Source organism: Labrenzia sp. C1B70, assembly GCF_000475395.1.
Lineage (GTDB): Bacteria > Pseudomonadota > Alphaproteobacteria > Rhizobiales > Stappiaceae > Roseibium > Roseibium algicola.
Genome location: NZ_AXCE01000003.1, coordinates 1 through 16231 on the forward strand (window position 1 = coordinate 1; position 16231 = coordinate 16231).

At 57.0% G+C, this 16231-nt stretch carries 13 protein-coding genes; 2 read left to right on the top strand and 11 right to left on the bottom strand.

What is annotated here, in order from left to right; all coding sequences use genetic code 11:
* The coding region (locus Q666_RS0132755; RefSeq protein ID WP_031269429.1) for a VCBS domain-containing protein at window positions 1-1443 on the bottom strand (1443 nt) is incomplete at its 3' end.
* Between the two features lie 435 nt (window positions 1444-1878).
* Here Q666_RS0132755 and Q666_RS36880 point away from each other — a divergent pair.
* Window positions 1879-2982: a hypothetical protein gene (locus Q666_RS36880; RefSeq protein WP_152533263.1), complete on the top strand. Its 1104-nt coding sequence runs from the start codon at window positions 1879-1881 to the stop codon at window positions 2980-2982.
* 30 nt (window positions 2983-3012) lie between these two features.
* Here Q666_RS36880 and Q666_RS36885 read toward each other — a convergent pair whose 3' ends face one another.
* The 8 genes from Q666_RS36885 to Q666_RS36920 form a co-directional block, all read right to left on the bottom strand.
* The gene (locus Q666_RS36885) at window positions 3013-3630 is read right to left on the bottom strand and encodes a GNAT family N-acetyltransferase (RefSeq protein ID WP_023001260.1); all 618 of its coding nucleotides are present in this window, start codon (window positions 3628-3630) and stop codon (window positions 3013-3015) included.
* A 2-nt stretch (window positions 3631-3632) separates the two neighbouring features.
* Window positions 3633-3920, bottom strand: a complete 288-nt coding sequence (locus tag Q666_RS36890) for a DUF1127 domain-containing protein (RefSeq protein WP_023001261.1) — start codon at window positions 3918-3920, stop codon at window positions 3633-3635.
* A gap of 18 nt (window positions 3921-3938) precedes the next feature.
* The gene (locus Q666_RS36895; RefSeq protein WP_023001262.1) at window positions 3939-4892 is read right to left on the bottom strand and encodes a homocysteine S-methyltransferase family protein; all 954 of its coding nucleotides are present in this window, start codon (window positions 4890-4892) and stop codon (window positions 3939-3941) included.
* A gap of 482 nt (window positions 4893-5374) precedes the next feature.
* Window positions 5375-6148, bottom strand: a complete 774-nt coding sequence (locus Q666_RS36900) for a prephenate dehydrogenase (protein ID WP_051990056.1) — start codon at window positions 6146-6148, stop codon at window positions 5375-5377.
* Window positions 6149-6462: 314 nt separating this feature from the next.
* A complete protein-coding gene (locus Q666_RS36905) occupies window positions 6463-7395 on the bottom strand; it encodes a hypothetical protein (protein WP_023001264.1) in 933 nt (310 codons plus the stop codon).
* Between the two features lie 119 nt (window positions 7396-7514).
* The gene (locus Q666_RS36910; RefSeq protein WP_081713172.1) at window positions 7515-8750 is read right to left on the bottom strand and encodes a serine hydrolase; all 1236 of its coding nucleotides are present in this window, start codon (window positions 8748-8750) and stop codon (window positions 7515-7517) included.
* Between the two features lie 81 nt (window positions 8751-8831).
* Window positions 8832-11498, bottom strand: a complete 2667-nt coding sequence (locus tag Q666_RS36915; protein WP_081713173.1) for an AAA family ATPase — start codon at window positions 11496-11498, stop codon at window positions 8832-8834.
* 235 nt (window positions 11499-11733) lie between these two features.
* Complete coding sequence (locus Q666_RS36920) at window positions 11734-12762, bottom strand: hypothetical protein (RefSeq protein ID WP_023001267.1); 1029 nt, start codon at window positions 12760-12762, stop codon at window positions 11734-11736.
* Window positions 12763-13286: 524 nt separating this feature from the next.
* On the opposite strand from Q666_RS36920, the gene hisD reads away from it, so the two are divergent.
* Complete coding sequence (gene hisD / locus Q666_RS36925) at window positions 13287-14570, top strand: histidinol dehydrogenase (RefSeq protein ID WP_023001268.1); 1284 nt, start codon at window positions 13287-13289, stop codon at window positions 14568-14570.
* Here hisD and Q666_RS36930 read toward each other — a convergent pair.
* Both Q666_RS36930 and Q666_RS66165 read right to left on the bottom strand, forming a co-directional pair.
* Window positions 14561-15952, bottom strand: coding sequence for an amidase (locus Q666_RS36930; RefSeq protein ID WP_081713174.1), 1392 nt, complete (start codon window positions 15950-15952; stop codon window positions 14561-14563). The genes hisD and Q666_RS36930 overlap by 10 nt on opposite strands.
* Window positions 15933-16073, bottom strand: a complete 141-nt coding sequence (locus Q666_RS66165) for a hypothetical protein (protein WP_161633257.1) — start codon at window positions 16071-16073, stop codon at window positions 15933-15935. Before Q666_RS66165 ends, Q666_RS36930 begins: the two co-directional genes overlap by 20 nt.
* Window positions 16074-16231: the final 158 nt, after the last annotated feature.

Genomic DNA, 16231 nt, shown 5'->3' on the forward strand with positions numbered 1-16231 from the left:
CGTGTAGTCGATCGTCAGAACATCGCCTTCGGCAAGGAAGTCGATAGCCTTGTCCTGGACCTTGTAGGAGTAGGTTACCCGGCCCTGGTCGTCGAACTGGTCGAATGTCCAGAAGAGGAAATTCGTATCCTTGGCTGTCAGCGCGGCGTAGATATCGCCCGGCATTTCCAGAATTTCACCGGCACCGGAGGCCAGGGAAAGGTTCGGTTCGCTGATCTGGACTTCAAAATTGTCCGGATTGACGACCGTATCGGGATCGTTGATCTCGAAGACACCGCCACGGGTATGGACGTAGCCTTCGTCTTCCGCACCCGGCCATTCAACGATGGGCAGGAAGTTCAGCGAAAGGTCGCCGCCGATCGTCGGAGCATCGTTGCTACCGGTAACCGTGACCTTGAATTCGGCCTTGTCACCACCGACAACCTGATAAACGAAGGTATCGACACCCTCCTGGCCATCGGCGAGGCGGTTCGCTTCTTCGGAATAGACGTAGCTGGCTTCGCCCGTTTCAACGTTCAGCAACAAGGTGCCGTATTTGCCCTCGACCTCCAGCATGCCATCTGAATCAGCGACGGCATCAACGTTGACAATCGAGCCACCAGCCGTTTTGAAAGCCAGCTGGGTGATGACCTGGCCACCGGTTTCGCCGATTTCGTCGTCGTTGCCGAGAACGTTGAATGTCGCTGCAACTTCCGCTTCGTCGTCGCCGGTGGTTTCGGTGACGTCGATCGCATCGTTATGAGCGACGAGTGCGCCATCCGTGACACTGAAGAGATGGATGTCACCGACTTCACTGCCTTCGCCGAACTGAACCAGTTCGATGTTGTAAAGGGTGGTCGTGCCGGTGCCGTTGGTGATGCTGACGGAACCGTCTTCGTTGGTCTTGATGTCGTAATCTTCAGCCTTGCCCGCAAACTGGGCAACGTCCTTGGAGCCGCCACGGCCGTCAATGATATCGCTGCCGCCGTTGCCGAAGAAGATGTTGTTCAGGCCGTTGCCGAGCATGACATCGTCATTGACCGTACCGATGGCATTTTCGATGGACGACAGCAGATCGATATCGCCGCCCTTGCTCACGGCGATACCGCTGCGAAGGTCGATGAAGATGCCGTTTTCTGTGCTGTTCAGGTAAGAATAATCAATTGTATCAACGTCGTCGCTGCCGAGCAGGATGTCGATGCTGCCGTAACCGACAAGCATGTCGTTTCCGCTTCTGGCAAGCACGAGATCAAGACCAGATGTTCCTTCGAGCGGTACATCGGCACCGGTCGTCCCATTCACGAAATTGATGCTGGAGACGTCCGGGGTCGGATCGCTGCCGTCTTCTTCGATGTAAGTACCGACAACGTCAACGTCGCTGATCGTGGAAGTGCTGTTCTTGATGTCCGCCAGAGTGGCGCGGATGGAGTCGAAAAATTCCGACAGATTGATGTTATTAGGCATTAATCCATTCCTGACTAGCTCCACCGGCTGCCCGAGAGGGACAACCGGTGATTAAAGAATGGGTGTAAAAATCACCCTTGCTGAAATGCACGAGCAGACTTGGCAGACTGTTTCAATTTGAGCCATTCCCCAAATGGGGGCTGCGTTAACCAAGAAGTTTGTTAACCTTGCCTTCAGACGAAGCCGCAGAAAATACGCAGCGTAAACAACACTTCGGAGAAAGCTTTAGAGTTTCAATGCGTTGAGGGGTGTTAAAATGACGTATGGTCAACATTTGCACCCTAATTAACCATTTGTTAATTTTTTTGGCACGCGAGAAAAATAATTCCTCACGGAATACGTTATTGCCTCCTCTTAGAGTTGTGTATACGATTGCATAGTTTTTGTCGTGCCATTCTTCATATTTTTTTACTGTCAGAATGTTGTGTTTTAGCAATGTCCGAGCAACTCGAGAAGCTTATCGCAGAGTTATATGAGAGCGTAGAAACGGAGAGGTTGTTTTCAGAAACTCTTTCAAAAATAGTTACTTACCTTGGCGCGGCTCAATCTCATTTATGTCTTCTTGGGAAGGATAACTCTTCGATTGGACTTAATTTCACCGCCAATATGGATCCGAGTTTTCTCGATGAATACCACCAGCACTATGTCAACATCGATTACCGCTTAAAACTCATAACGAAATCACCTGTAGGGGCTGTCATGACGGACGATCAGTTCAATACACAAGAAGGTTTACGCTCCAGTCCGATCCATCACGATCTGTTTCCGCGATATGATGTGAACAGGATCATGGGCAGTAACATCACCGTTGAAGGTCGACTTGGCTGGTTCGGTGTTACAAGCGTGCGCAAAGACGGGACCTTCTCCAAAGAGGTAATGGAGGATTTTTCGAGGCTCGTTGTCCATGCCAGGAAGGCACTTCAACTTCGGCAGCTGCGCATGGAAACCGGTGAACGGGAACTCGTTCACCGATCGTCCAACGATGCACAAACCCATGGCGTCATCATGCTTGCCAATGGCGAGACCGAATACGTCAACCAAATCGCGCAGGATATCCTCGACCTGGGTTTCGTGAGAATTCAAAATGGCAGACTGGTCTGCCGCAATCCAAGAGAACAAAAGAAGCTGGACGCGGTTCATCGGCGCGTTCGAAACGGGGAAGCGCCACTGGTACGTCTTCTCGATAGCAAAACCAACACGACCTACGCCGTGCAGGTGTTCAACCCGCTCCCCCGTTTCGTTGATGGACGACTGGAACCGGCACGCTGGGTGACCTACAAGATCGTGGTTCTCAATCCGCAGGACATTCTCTCTCCGCGTACGCTCGACCGTATCAGCCAGTTTTTTGGACTGAGTGGAAGCGAGAGCGCCGCCATTGCCGCTGTCATAGCGCTGCAGCCGCTGTCAGACTACTCCCGAGTCAAGGGTGTTCAGCAGGATACCGTTCGAAAACAGCTGAAGTCTGCGATGACAAAGATGGCCGTCAACTCACAAAAACAGCTGTTCCAGGTCTACGAGCGGTTCAAGGTCTTCGAGTGACAGCCCGGGCTTCAAGGGCACAGGTGAAGATCAACCCTCCACCTGCTCCCTGGCAGTGCACTCTCGTACAAGCAAAAGAGCATTGCCGTCAGAGTAGTGCAGGCTTGGATGCGGTACGATGGCGCGACGATCCATCTCGCGAAAGCCCAGTGACGCATAGAGACGAAGTGCCTGCACATTCCTGTCGAAGCAGATGAGCGAAACCCGCGCGAGACCTTGCGCGGCTGCAAGACGGTCGGCAAGGATCATCAGCTTTCGCGCGTACCCGCGACGGCGAAATTCCGGACGGACAGCCACGCCGGAAACATACAACGAGCCTGGATCTTCCAACTCGGAGTAGGGCCTGAGGACTGGGTCGGTCTCCGGTGTCTCGTCACTCTCCATCTTGAAGGCATGCAACATGGCCACCACCTGGCCACCAATCTCAACCATGTGGCAATTCTGATAGGAAAACGCCGTGTTTTCCCGCGAATACCGCGATGCCCCAACCTCCAGGAGGTCCGCGCCGGGAGCCCCGACACGAGACCAGATGTAAGAAGCAAGTCCATCTGAGGACATCAGGAAAAGCGAGGCGATTTCACGTGCGTCTGCCTTCGTGGCCAGACGGATCTGTTCGCTCCGTGTTTCGCCTTTCGATTGGACCGACATTTTCACTTCACTTCTCCCACGTTGACCTCATTGCACATCCCGTCCCCCTTCGCCGCATCCAGCATGACCGCTGGAGCGGGCCTCAGGTGATGCAGCGCCCGGGTGTCACCGTTACGGATCACATGGCGCACGCTGTCACGGTTCAATCCGATGTCGCGCAGTTCATGGTCCGACATTCTCTCCAGTGTCTGGATCAGGATGCGGTTCTTCCTGGCTCTGCGCCAACGTTCCAGAATCCCGATCGCGTTCCTGCGACAGGCAATCCTGCCAACCATGGTCGAAACGGTCATTGTGATACTCCCCGTTCCTTACGCCCTAAGGGGCTGGTGGAGGCAGGTCTGCCCGATTGCGTCGACATGCCGGTGGTCGGTACCACAGCAGCCACCGAAGACCCGCAAGTTCGGCAGGACCGACAGGAGGTCGGCATAGTCCCTGCCAAGTTCCTGCGGATTGCCGTCATCCAGCTCTTCAGCTTCATCCAGTTCGGCGTGGCTCAACCGCGAAGCATTCGCGCGCAGACCCCGAATTCGCCGGGTCCAGTCCGCTCCTTCTTCCAGGACGTGCCGGAAGTGATCCGGGTGGGCGCAATTGATCATGTAGTAGGCGGGCGGGCAGTCGGCATCGAGCTCGGCGATTGCGTCCTTGAGCGGTTGGCCTGTCGGCAGGAGCCCATCGGTCTCAACGGTGAAGGCAAGAGCCAACGGCACGTCCCGCTTCGCGCAGGCCCGCGCTATGCCCATGGCTTCGCCGGCATGGGTCATGGTGATCGCGCTGATCATATCGACCCCTGCCGCATCCAGCGTGGCGACCTGAACAGCGTGATAGTCCTCGGACTCGGCAGAGGACATCATGGTTTCGGGTGCGTAGCCATCTCCCCGAGGACCCATATTGCCGCTGATGACAAAGGGATGTTCACCTTCGAACTCGGCACGCAGTTCAAAAAGCATTGCAACCGCGTCCTGGTTTGCATGCTTCAATTCTTCAGCCGAATAGCCAAGACGGTCACCCCAGTCACGGCTGGCGCGCCAGGTCGCGCTGTCGAGAATGAATCCCGTGCCCTGCGCATTCGCGATACGGGCGTAGCGTTCGTAATAGCGGCGAAGGGCAGCGCGGCCTTCTGTTTCTTTCAAGGCATGAAAGGAAGCAAACAGTGGCAGGTCGATGCCATCATGAAAAATCAGAGTTGTTTCGAGGCCACCATCGGTGAGCAGGCAGGCGTCACCAATCTGCGGCAGTTTATTACGGTACTTGTAAAGTTCCATCTTCGGTATTCTCTTGGCTCAAATGATTTGCGTACTGCGTTGCGTTTTTCCTTCCGCCGCAGAGCAACATTTATTTTGTTGATTTCAGTAATTTTGCCGCGCGATGCTTGGCTACCCAATCAAACGACGACCTGACCTTAGATAGCTGGCCAAGGAACTTTCACGTATGACGGCCGTCACACCGAATGAGGTGGACGTTCATCTTCGAGAAACTGACCTTTTGCGAAGGGGAATTGCCACGAGGGGACAATGGCCAAGAGAAGGCATTGAACCGATCGACGCGTCTAATGCGTGACTTTCGGGGTATCGGCCAAAGACACAAGCAACCGGCAAGGGGGCTGACCGGAACTTGCGGAGGCTGAATAACGAGCCGGCGCTATTTCCAAGAGGCGCAGCCGGCTTGGTCTTGTCCGCAGTCAGGCGGGTTTGACTGACTGCGGCGTTGATTATCGAACCGAACTGAGCCCGTTAGAGGGCCCGGTTCATGACAGGGCAGCCCGGCCGGGCAGATGCGGCGTCGTGCGCAGCTCAATATCAAGCTCCGAAGCAAGGTCGAAGAAACGCCGGCGCACGCCCGAGGCGTAGGGGTTCAGCCCCTCGATCGCATCAAAAAGCTCCGGCGGATCGTGGCGAACCATTTCGATAGCCTCGTTCAGAAGGTCGAAGCTTCGGGTGGTGGTCATCCGGGGAAGCGGCCCCATCTTCACCAGCACCTTGGCAATCAAGTGGGTAAGGCCCTGGGACAGCGCGGCATCGCGATCATGCGCATCCGGTGTTGTTTCGAACACATCCAACCCAAGAGCCACCTTGAGAAAGGCGGCAACACGTTTGTAGCTTCGGCCTTTCAGAGGGCACAGCGCGATTTTCAGTCCCTGCAATCCGTTGCGAGCGCTTTGCGGTCCGAAAAGCGGATGGGTCGCAAGGATTTCGACATGTGGTGGCAGCAACTCCAGCATCAGACGAGCGGGCTCGACCTTTACCGAACCGACATCCAGCACCAGCGTATTCGGCCTCAGATGCCGCGCGATCGCACGCAGTGTTTCTTCCATGCAAGCCACCGGAACAGCGACCACCACGATCCGGCAGGCGGCGACCTCGGCAAGGTCCGCACTGCCATCATAACGCGGATCATGGATCAGCAGTTCGACATGAGAAGAAAGATGCTCGGCGATCAATCGCCCGAACGCCCCGTAGCCGATAAGGCCCAGGGTGAGAGAGCGATGTGGTTTACATATTGCAGCTTGGAAAACAGTCATGGCCTAACTCGGTGAATTGGCTGCAAGGCCAAGAGCTGTATACCGAGTCACAACCGCTGGCGATGCAGCGGTAAACAGACAGCAAAGTCCCTCCGCTAACTTGGCGGATAATAATAGTTTGCAGTGTTGTGCAGGACGTTGCTCATGCTCTTGAGCTAGCAAGCCCGGTGGGACAAGTCAATGCGGCGCGATCATCTCAATATGGCAACTTGTGTTGACCGTACAGGTAAGTGGCCGATACACAACAATTCAAACAACCGTTTCCAGCGCGCCACCCAACGCAGCCGGCCCAGCGAAGATGAATTCAGCGACCCTTAGTCGAAGTAGTTTACCCAACCGATAACCTTGCCGCTGCCGTCCTTGATTTCGTCATTGAAACGTATGCCATGAAGGGATCCAACGTTTGGCGACACGGATCGAGGAAACCTGTTCTCAACGACATTTTTCACCTGGGCGCCAAACGAATGCCAGGCCAAGTCACCAAAATTTTTCGGTTTTGCCATCTTGGCACCACTCGCCCCACCTACGACCGATTGCATAAGCTCGTACGTTTGTTTGGCTTCTTCAGCCAGAGCCCTTTTCGCAGCACTGCGCGCCAGCGAGAGGCACACGCCGTTCTTTAATGTTTTATCGAAAATGATGACGTTCAGGCCGAAATTCATCAACGCAATACCTTTAACGCCGGCGTCGTTCCCTAGGTATGTGATCCAATTGACCTCAAGCTTGTGGTCTTGCCTGATCGTATTGTAATCGAGCGGCTGTTCGGTCCAGTAGTGGATCGAACCGTTTTCGGACACATTGTGGAATTTACAGTGGCTCCTCGGATCATTTGTTTTCCAGACGATAAAAAGCCGTGCCCGGTCACCATCCATCTTGTTACTGACAAAAGCCGCCACCTCACGTTTGTGTTTCGGTGGTCGTGACGCCCAGGCCTTGATGTCGGAACTGATGAAACCGATGCCATCGATGTTCGATTTTTCGTAAGGTCGCCACGAAGTCCTGTCGGAATTGTCACCGGATTTCGGGGCGACGGGACCGTATTCCCTGGCAAACAGGTCATAATAGCTCAGCCATTCCTTTGACAGTTCATCGTAGTTGTTCATGCCTTTCCTGATCCCCGAACCGCGCAACTCGGGATGGTGCCAGTAGAAAACCAGGTCAGCGAGATTGGAAGGATCTTTGATCCCTTTTGAAATCGCTTGTGAGATGGTGGCAATTATCGCACTGGGAAAGTCGAATAGATTCATTGTCTTTCCTGTTCAATTATCTCTTTATTTATACCATTTAGAACTTTTCTATACTTGCATTTATGAAAATGTAGATATTTTATACTTATTCATATGAAGCATAGTTGAGCTAATAGTTCTTACGACGGCCCACGCGCTGCGTTGTAGCCATCGATCAGCGCCTTCCTCAGTCCCACGCCTTCATTTGCCGGGCGGGAGTTCGCGATTGCTGCCGCGACAAAGCCATTCGGAAAGACAACCACCTCAGCAGTCGCCTGTCCGCCCCAACGGCTTCCGTTGTGGGATACGGCCCGCCCATCGTTGGTTCCTGGACGGCTTGCAAAAACGAGCCGGTCATCATCTGCGGAAAACATCAGCTCGTGATTGTCGTTGACGACTTCGCGCGTCGAAACGATGCGATGAACGACCTTCGAGAGGGCTCTCGTTGACAGAAACCAGCCTCCGATAGCACACGGCTTGCCGGCTTCGGTGCGATCCGTACCGGCCTCATCCATCGGTCCGTTGTAATAGAGGGCGCCTCGCGCCGGATCGGAGAAAGTATTGCAGCCGCCAGTGACATCAACCGGCTCGAACAGGGTCTTTTCAACGATATCCCGGTACCGATTGTACGCATGAACCTGAAGATAACTGTCATATGTTATCTCGCCGGGGGCAAACCCGTCCTCGATCTGCGCCCATTTCGTCGGCACAAGGGAAGCGGCACTGACATTCCAGAGCGCAAAGGACGTGTTCGCGTAACACCGTTTCGTCACGGGTTCAGGCACGCAGGCATTCGCGCCTGTTGCGATGTTCTGCGCTCTGACGATGTAGGTTTCAGCACCAAGCTGATAGCGTTCCTGCAACGTGAACGCATGATCCCAGATTGTTTTTCCGGACTTGGCGAACCCCGCGCGATGCTGCAGGAGATTCCGAAGCGTAACGGGTTGCAGGGAGGTGTCGAGCTCGCCCTGCCAACGTCTGGGAAGGTAATCCTGAAACCGGTCGTCTAGCGAAACGCTTTGGAGTGTCTCGGCTCGGTTAATAACCGTTGCCGCCGTCAGAACTTTCGAGACAGAGCCAATCGCGGCCTCGGTGCGGCCGTTGAAGCGCTGCTCGCCACCGCTCTCGCAAGGAGTGCGGGCGTAGCCGTGGTTGACCTGGGCAATGATGCGACCGTTTTCGCCGCGCAACGTGACCGCGTACCCCATGTACCGGTCTCCAATCGCTTGAGCGACCAACGCTGCGAACGTTGCGGTATCAAAGTCCGGTTTTTCCTGAACATCAATGAAAGAGGGTCTCTCCGCCGGAAGATCACAAGCACTGGCGGCAATCGGCAGGCCCATCGCGATAAGGGATACTAAAAAAGGTTTGAACATGACACGAAATCCGTTTCCTGAGACGCGTTAGCTCACGGAAACACTACGGCCGATGGCCAAACGGATCATGGGTGGGTGCACCTAATTTTCGTGCGACGAATACTCAATTTCCATGTCGGTCTCGTCTTCCGCCAGAACGATCCAGGGTTCGCTCTGTGAACGCAAAAGGACCTCCACCCTGTCCTTTGCCTGTAGCTTGGAGAGGATCGATGAAACATGGTTTTCAATGGTTCTGCGAGACCGGCTCAGCGTTTCGGCAATTGCCGCATTGCTGTTTCCCTCGACAAGAAGTCGGAGCACTGTCTGCTCCTTTGCGGTGAGACCATAGGGGTGGTTGCGCGAACTCTTGTAAGGCCCGCGCTGCAGCGGCGGAAGGCCGGATACCCCTTCACGAGAGCGCAACCAGCGACGGGCCGCCATCGCCCCCATGGACCGGAACAATTCATCGGCCTCCTGAAGCCGTTCAGCCTTCCCGGTGGCGGCAAACGACCAGGCTGCCAGATAATCCGAACTTTCCATCTGAAACGCCAATCCGGCTTCTTCGGCCTTCCCTTCGAGAAGCAGGCGAACAGGCTCCGGAAGGCCAGGGGTGGAAGTGGACTTCAGCGGCAATTCCGCAATCCGGGCCCAGAACATCGCTTCGCCCAGCTTTCTCGGGCTCAGGAGCCTGGGATCGAGGCTGCAGAGCCAGTCCCAGGCCTGCGCTGCGGTTTCTGAAGTCCCAGCCAGCACGGACTGCTCGATTTCCGCGATCTTCAAAACCGTCAGGTACTGGGGTTCGCCGATCTTTTCCGCTGAAACGAGTGCCTGCTGCAAAGCCTCTCCGGCGGCCGCATCACCGAGGCGCAGAAGGGAACGGGCGAGGACGATCTGCGCGGGCATCCGCATGAGCAGGGTCTGGTTTTCCTGTCCCAGGACCCCGCGTGCAATCGTGACTGCCTCGTCAAAACGTCCCTGTTCCAGCCGAAGCTGTGCCTTTCGACCAATCAGGTAATAGGTCCAGGCGTCAAGATCGTGAGCACTGTCAAAACGGATCCCGGCATCGATCAGATCTTCAGCCCGGTCGAGGGCACGCATTTCTATGAGGCATTCGGAGAGATTTGTATAAACCCGCGCTGCCTGCTCATCGAACCCGTTTTCCAGCGAGATCCGCAGGCTCTCACGTAACAGCGTCTCCCCTTCCGGATCCCCTCGGAACAGCATGGCTGAACCGACCGTGTTAAGCGCATGCGTGCAGGTTTCAACGTCTTCGACAGCCTGCGCAAAGGTCAAGGCCCGACGCCCCCACGTCACCGCCTCACTCATCTCGTCTTGAAGCATATGATACTGGGCGCGAAGGGCGTACGCCTTCGCCTTCGCCCATTCGGTGGCCGAGGCGTTGTTTTCCAGGACTTCGATTGCTGCCTCGATGTACCTCTTGGCTTCCTCGGCTTCTCCCCTGTACCAGTGGAGCCGGGACAACCATCTCAGGTTTTCTCCCACCCGGTTTTCATTTCCGGCCTTGCGCCAGAGCTCCACCGCCTTGCGGCGGTTGGAAATGACGTCTGCGTCGATGCCAAGCGACAAGCCTGCCTCATAGGCCCAACGTTCGCAGATTTCGGCGGCCTGCTCGAGGTCCAGGCTGTCCGCCAGCGGCAAGACATGTTCAAGAAAGCGGGCGGCCTCGCGATGGGCTCCGAGGCTTGCCGCATTGTCTGCGGCAAGCGGTGCATACCGCAGCAGTAGCTGCTCATGTTCGGCTCCGCGGGCGTGATGCACGATCATGTCGAGAGGCTGCACTCCGTCTTCCCGGTTGCAAAGATGATCCAGGAAGCACCTGTGCGCATCAACCCGCCTTGGATGACTGAGCCGATCGTAGATGGCAATCCGCGCAATCTCATGACGAAAGGAGAGCCTTCCGCCGCTTTCAATCAGCAGACCTTTCTCGATAGCCTGCGTCAGGGTGCCGTAGCCGTCGGGCAGTGGCAAAGCCAGGAGAATGCCCGACGGAATTGCACCAGGCCAGCAAGACACATATTCCAGTAGCCGCACGACGTCCTGCGGCAATCCTGCAAGACGCGCATCGACCGCATCCCCGATGGTCTGGGGAACCTTGCTGCCGTCTGCAGACTGAGCCAACAATTCGGTCAGGAAGAAGGGATTACCGCCCGTGATGTCCAGGAGACGGTCTGGAGCCAGGCGGGTTGACCCGACAAGCGTCTGCACCGCGTCCAGAGACAAAGGAGCGAGATTTATCTGCTTCTTTCGGGCCGGTACGATCTCGCCCATGGCTGAGCGAAGCGGATGGTAACCCGCCAACTGGTCATCACGATAACTGCAAACCAGCAGCAACGGCAGCATCGCGATCCTGCGGCCAATGAACTTCAACCAGTCCAGTGTGCGATCATCCGCCCAGTGCAGGTCCTCGATCACCAATACCACCGGTTCTCGCAAAGACGACAAATGATCCACCAGGCCGCCAAAAAGCATGGCTTCCTCATCGCGGATCTGTGTCGATCCGGAAAGACCTGCTGCAATATCTCGTATCGGCCCGAGCGGGCGCGGCGTGATCAAAGGATCGCAAAGACCGATGACCTTCCTGGTTTCGGGCCCGAGGCTGCTCAGGAAATCCGCAATCAGAGACGACTTTCCTATCCCGGCTTCCCCGGCAACGAATACGATCCGTCCACCCGACCTGGAAATGGAAAGGCGAACCTCATCCAATATTTGCAATTGCTCTTCGCGTTCAAGTAGCAACAAACCAACCAAAAAAAGACGGTTTCGGACCTGGAAACAAATCTATGGAAGAGTGGACGCAACGGCAATTCTCAATAACTGGTTGTGACGTTCTTTCTTGATTTACCGATCGAAACGCACTCGAAAGGGGCGATTTGCACAGCGTTTCACCAATGCGGTCTTCGCAGGAAAATGTTCTCAATCGCAAGAGGCCAGGAATGATCTCGGGCCTGCCTCGCTGCCCGGAGAGAAGACCGGATGCACCTTGTCAGATCCACCTGCTGACCTCGCTGCTGAGCTTTCGTTCGGCAAGCTTCTTTTCTGCTTCCACATTCCATTTCTCACGTGTGGAGATCAACCGGACGGCACGTGTCGTGGCCGGCCACGTTCTGTCGCGCAGGCTATCCAGATCCAGTCCGACGCGGCATGCTTCAAATTCCTGAAGACGATCCTGCAATTCGAGGCCCGGGAGTGTTCTCAGGTTCTTGCAGTTGAACAAGCTCAGCCGTTCCAGACCGACATGTCTCAGGTCCACTTCAACCAGTTTGAGTTGATCATGAACCTGCAAGGCTGACAGCGCGGGAAACCTTCCAAGGTCACCCAGTGTGCCTAGTCCGGATATTCTTAAAATGCGCAGTTTCTCGAGCGTCTGGTGTGACAACTCGCCCAGGTTGGCCCGGCTGCCCAGGATCAGGGTAAACTGTTTGAGGGACGCAATGGAGGATACGAAGTCGAGACGATGTTTCCCGGCAAACGAACTCAATGACAAGGTTGCCAGATTGGGCAAGTGGCTGATGACCTCAATGCCCTTCCAGTGACCTTGAACGAACAGGTCCTGCAGGTTCACCGCGTCGGCAAGCGGGGCAAGATCGAGGTTTCTTTTCCGGTTTGCGGCGACAGTCAAACTTCGGAGTTGCCGCAGGTTCAAGGTTTCCAGGAACTGAGGTTGGTCAAAGTCCAAAACTCCGAAATGCAATCGCTCCAACTTCGGTAACTGGCTGATTGCTTCAACGTGCGAGATTCGGTCCAGGCAATCCAGAGCCAGGTTTGCGACATCCGGCAAATGGTTCAGGCAGCGCGCGTCAAAGCCTTCATCGTCGTGCTGGTAAAACCGGACGGTCAACCGGTCACCTGCCAGACGGCAGGCCTCGTTCAATGCCTGAAGCGTCGCAACCTTGCAGGCCTCCGGATTGCTGAACTGGACCACAAGTCCGTCTGTCCCTTCGACCGCCCGAGCGAGGTCGGCCGCAACAAGCACGTCGGGGTCGGTTATCCGGCCGCCATCAACCTGAAACATTCTGAAGCCCTGTGGAATTCTGTCCGGTTTTCGAACAGATTCTGATGGTTGCGATTACTAACCGAAGAGACAGCCAAGTTGTAGCCACCGGCCGTGGTTTTGCGTTTCAGACGTCATCGATCAAAAATGCGACACGAACAGCCATCCGCATATCCTGCCGATGGCCCTCCCATCGTCACCTGCGCACAAAACGCACAGCTCGCAACAAGCGTTTTCAGCCTGAAATGCATTCGTATGCAAATTTGCTTGCAATGGATGCTTGGCGGCAGTATTGCAAACGTATGCAGTTGGCAGAGAGACGCGCACCGGCACCGTTGTTCGATCCTCGATCGACAAGAGGAATTCCACGGTCACGATGCGCCAACTCTCATTACCGAGACGCGCTCGCAGCGCTCTACCGGACCGGCTGCCGGGAAACACCGATCACGCTCCCGATCCGGATGTTTCCTGTGATGTTTCAGCTTTCGGCCACGATCTGCGGGGTGTGGCCGGCCTATTGCGCCGCAGGGACCTGAGAGAGACAAATGACGAGACTACCCATCCCGGACACCATCCGTTTTGTGAAATCCCCGGCACGCGATGCGGTTGCCGACAATGCCAGCGTCGAAACACTGGTCGCAGAAGTGCTCAAGCGGGTTGCCGCAGAAGGTGATGCTGCCGTCCGTGACTATTCTGAGAAATTCGACAAGGCGGCGCTCGACCGGTTCGAGGTCACTGCTGAAGAACGTGAGGCAGCAGTCGAGAGGCTGGACCCGCAGACACGCGAAGACACCGAGTTCGCAATCTCCAACGTGCGCATGTTCGCCAGGGCTCAGTTCGGAACCCTGCAGGATCTGGAAGTCGAGATCCGGCCAGGTGTTCACCTCGGGCACCGCAACATTCCGCTCGACCGGGTCGGTTGCTACGTCCCTGGTGGCCGCTACCCGCTCCTGTCCGCGCCGATCATGTCGATCGTCCCGGCGAAGGTGGCCGGCGTCGGCGAAATCATCGCCTGCCTTCCGCCGAACGCCCATGAAGCGATGATTGCGGGCTGCCACCTTTCCGGCGCCGACCGGATTTTCCGGATCGGTGGGGCGCAGGCAATCGCTGCGATGGCACTCGGCACGCAGTCCGTTCCACCTGTCGACAAGATTGTCGGCCCAGGCAACGCCTTCGTCAATGAAGCCAAGCGTCAGGTTTTCGGCCCTGTCGGGATCGACCAGCTCGCCGGTCCATCGGAGATCTTCATACTCGCCGATCACACCGGCGACGCTGAGATGATCGCCACCGATCTTCTGGCACAGGCCGAGCATGACACCAGAACCCGGGTGGGCCTCATCACGACAAACGCGGACCTTGCGGAAGCGGTCCTGAGAGAAGTGGACGTTCAGCTGAAAAGCCTGTCGACGGCAGCCACCGCCGGCCAGGCCTGGAAAGACTACGGCGAGATTTCCGTCTGCCCGGACGAGGCGACAATGATCGCCTATTCGGACATCGTCGCCGCCGAACACCTGCAGGTGCACACTGAGGATGCCAAGACCTTCGCCAGGAAGCTGAAGCACTACGGTTCGCTCTTCATCGGTCCGAACGCCAGCGTCGTCTATTCCGACAAGTGCTGCGGCACCAACCACACGCTGCCGACCATGGGCGCCGGACGTTACACCGGCGGGCTTTGGGTAGGGTCATACATCAAGACCGTAACCCATCAGTGGATGGACGAGGACGGCATCCGCGAGGTCGCGCCGCCGGCAGTCCGCCAGTCCGCCTCAGAAGGGCTTGAAGGCCACCGCCGCGCGGCGCAGCTGCGCCTCGACCGACTTCAGGGATAATCCAGCGATACCGGCTCGGCCCCGATCGCGGGCCGGGCCGAATGGTTGCTGGATTGTTCGAGCTGGTAAGCGAGCCGGCAGAGCAACGCTTCCTGCCCGAACCCGCCGACAAGCTGGCAGCCGAGCGGCAAGCCGTTCGCGCCGAACCCGCAGAGAAGCGAAATCGCCGGATGCCCTGACATGTTGAACGGCATGGTGCGCATTGCCGTCCAGACCGCGCCGTCGGCAAAGGCGGTGAACTTCGGTGCGGTGCCGAGCGTGGTCGGCATGAGAAGTGCGCTGTGCTGTGCCAGCAATACGTCGACCTCCTGCCTGAAACGATGCGCAACACCACGGGCATGCACGACGTCCTGTGCGTCCAGAACAGCTCCTGTCAGAAGGTTCCGGCGCGCGTCCTTACCATAGGCATCGAACCGGTTGCGCAGACCTACCAAATGGTTCTGAAGAGCCTCCGCCTGCAGGATGACAGTGGCCGCGTCCTCGAGCCTTTGATAGGGCGGCAGCGTCACCAGCTCTATTCTGGCACCGAGCAAGGAAAGGAGCGCGGCGGTGTCGTCCATGGCTTGGACAAGGTCAGGATCCGCCGCAGGATCATCAACGAACCAGTCGCGGGCGTAGGCGATGCGAAGTCCCGTAAGCTCCTGCCCGATGTCAGCTGCAGCACGGCTCGCAGGGGCGAGCGCCTCCAGAATGACGGCAGCGTCTTCGGCGCAGGCGGCGAGGGGACCAATGACATCGAGGCTCTGCGACAACGGAAAACACCCGGATGCTGAAACCAGGCCCGTGGTCGGCTTCAACCCAACCACACCGCAATAGGCCGCAGGTGCACGGATCGACCCGCCGGTGTCCGTCCCGAGTGCAACACGCATAAGCCCGGCCGAAACGGCCGCGGCGGAGCCCGACGAGGAGCCGCCGGTGATCGCGCTGGTGTCCCAGGGATTGCAGGCCGGCGGGTTGGGCTGGTCGAAGGCGGGGCCAGTCAGCGCATATTCATAGGTTGCGAGCTTGGCCAGCGGCACCATGCCGGCCCGCCTGAGCGCCGCGACGCTGACAGCATCAATGTGCCCGACCCGACCGGGAGCGTGCGAATGGGCATGCGACCCGCAACGGGTCGGCTGGCCCTGCACATCAATGATGTCCTTCACGCCGAAGCAGAGCCCGGCCAGCGGCGGCCGGTCGTCCGGCAGAACATTGTCCCAGCGAGACGCCTCGGCAAAAGCATTCGGCGACAGATGCACAACTGAACGAATGGCACCGTCCCGCCGTTCGATGCGGGCAACCAGAGCCGACGCGATCTCGCACGCCGACACCTGTCCGGTCGCGATCAGCTCCTGTTGACGGCGCAAGGGGCTGTCCAGAACATCATCCATCGTCGCGGTCATCCTTCAGGGCCCGCGCCTGTTCGGCCAGGCGCTGCGCCTGTGCAACGGATGCTTTCAGATCCGCCTCGGGAACAGCCAGCCCCAGATCCGCGAGGCGCTTCTTGTATTCGGTCAGGGTCATCGGCCGCTCTCCTGTCGTCGTCTTCCGGTCGTTCCGGTGCGGCAAGCGCACGTCCTCCGGGAGTGATTTTCAACCGTGATAATTTCATTTTGCATAGGTATGCAGATTTTTATTGATCGGACTGAACATGTTTGGCAATATCAAAATGCAAGCGTATG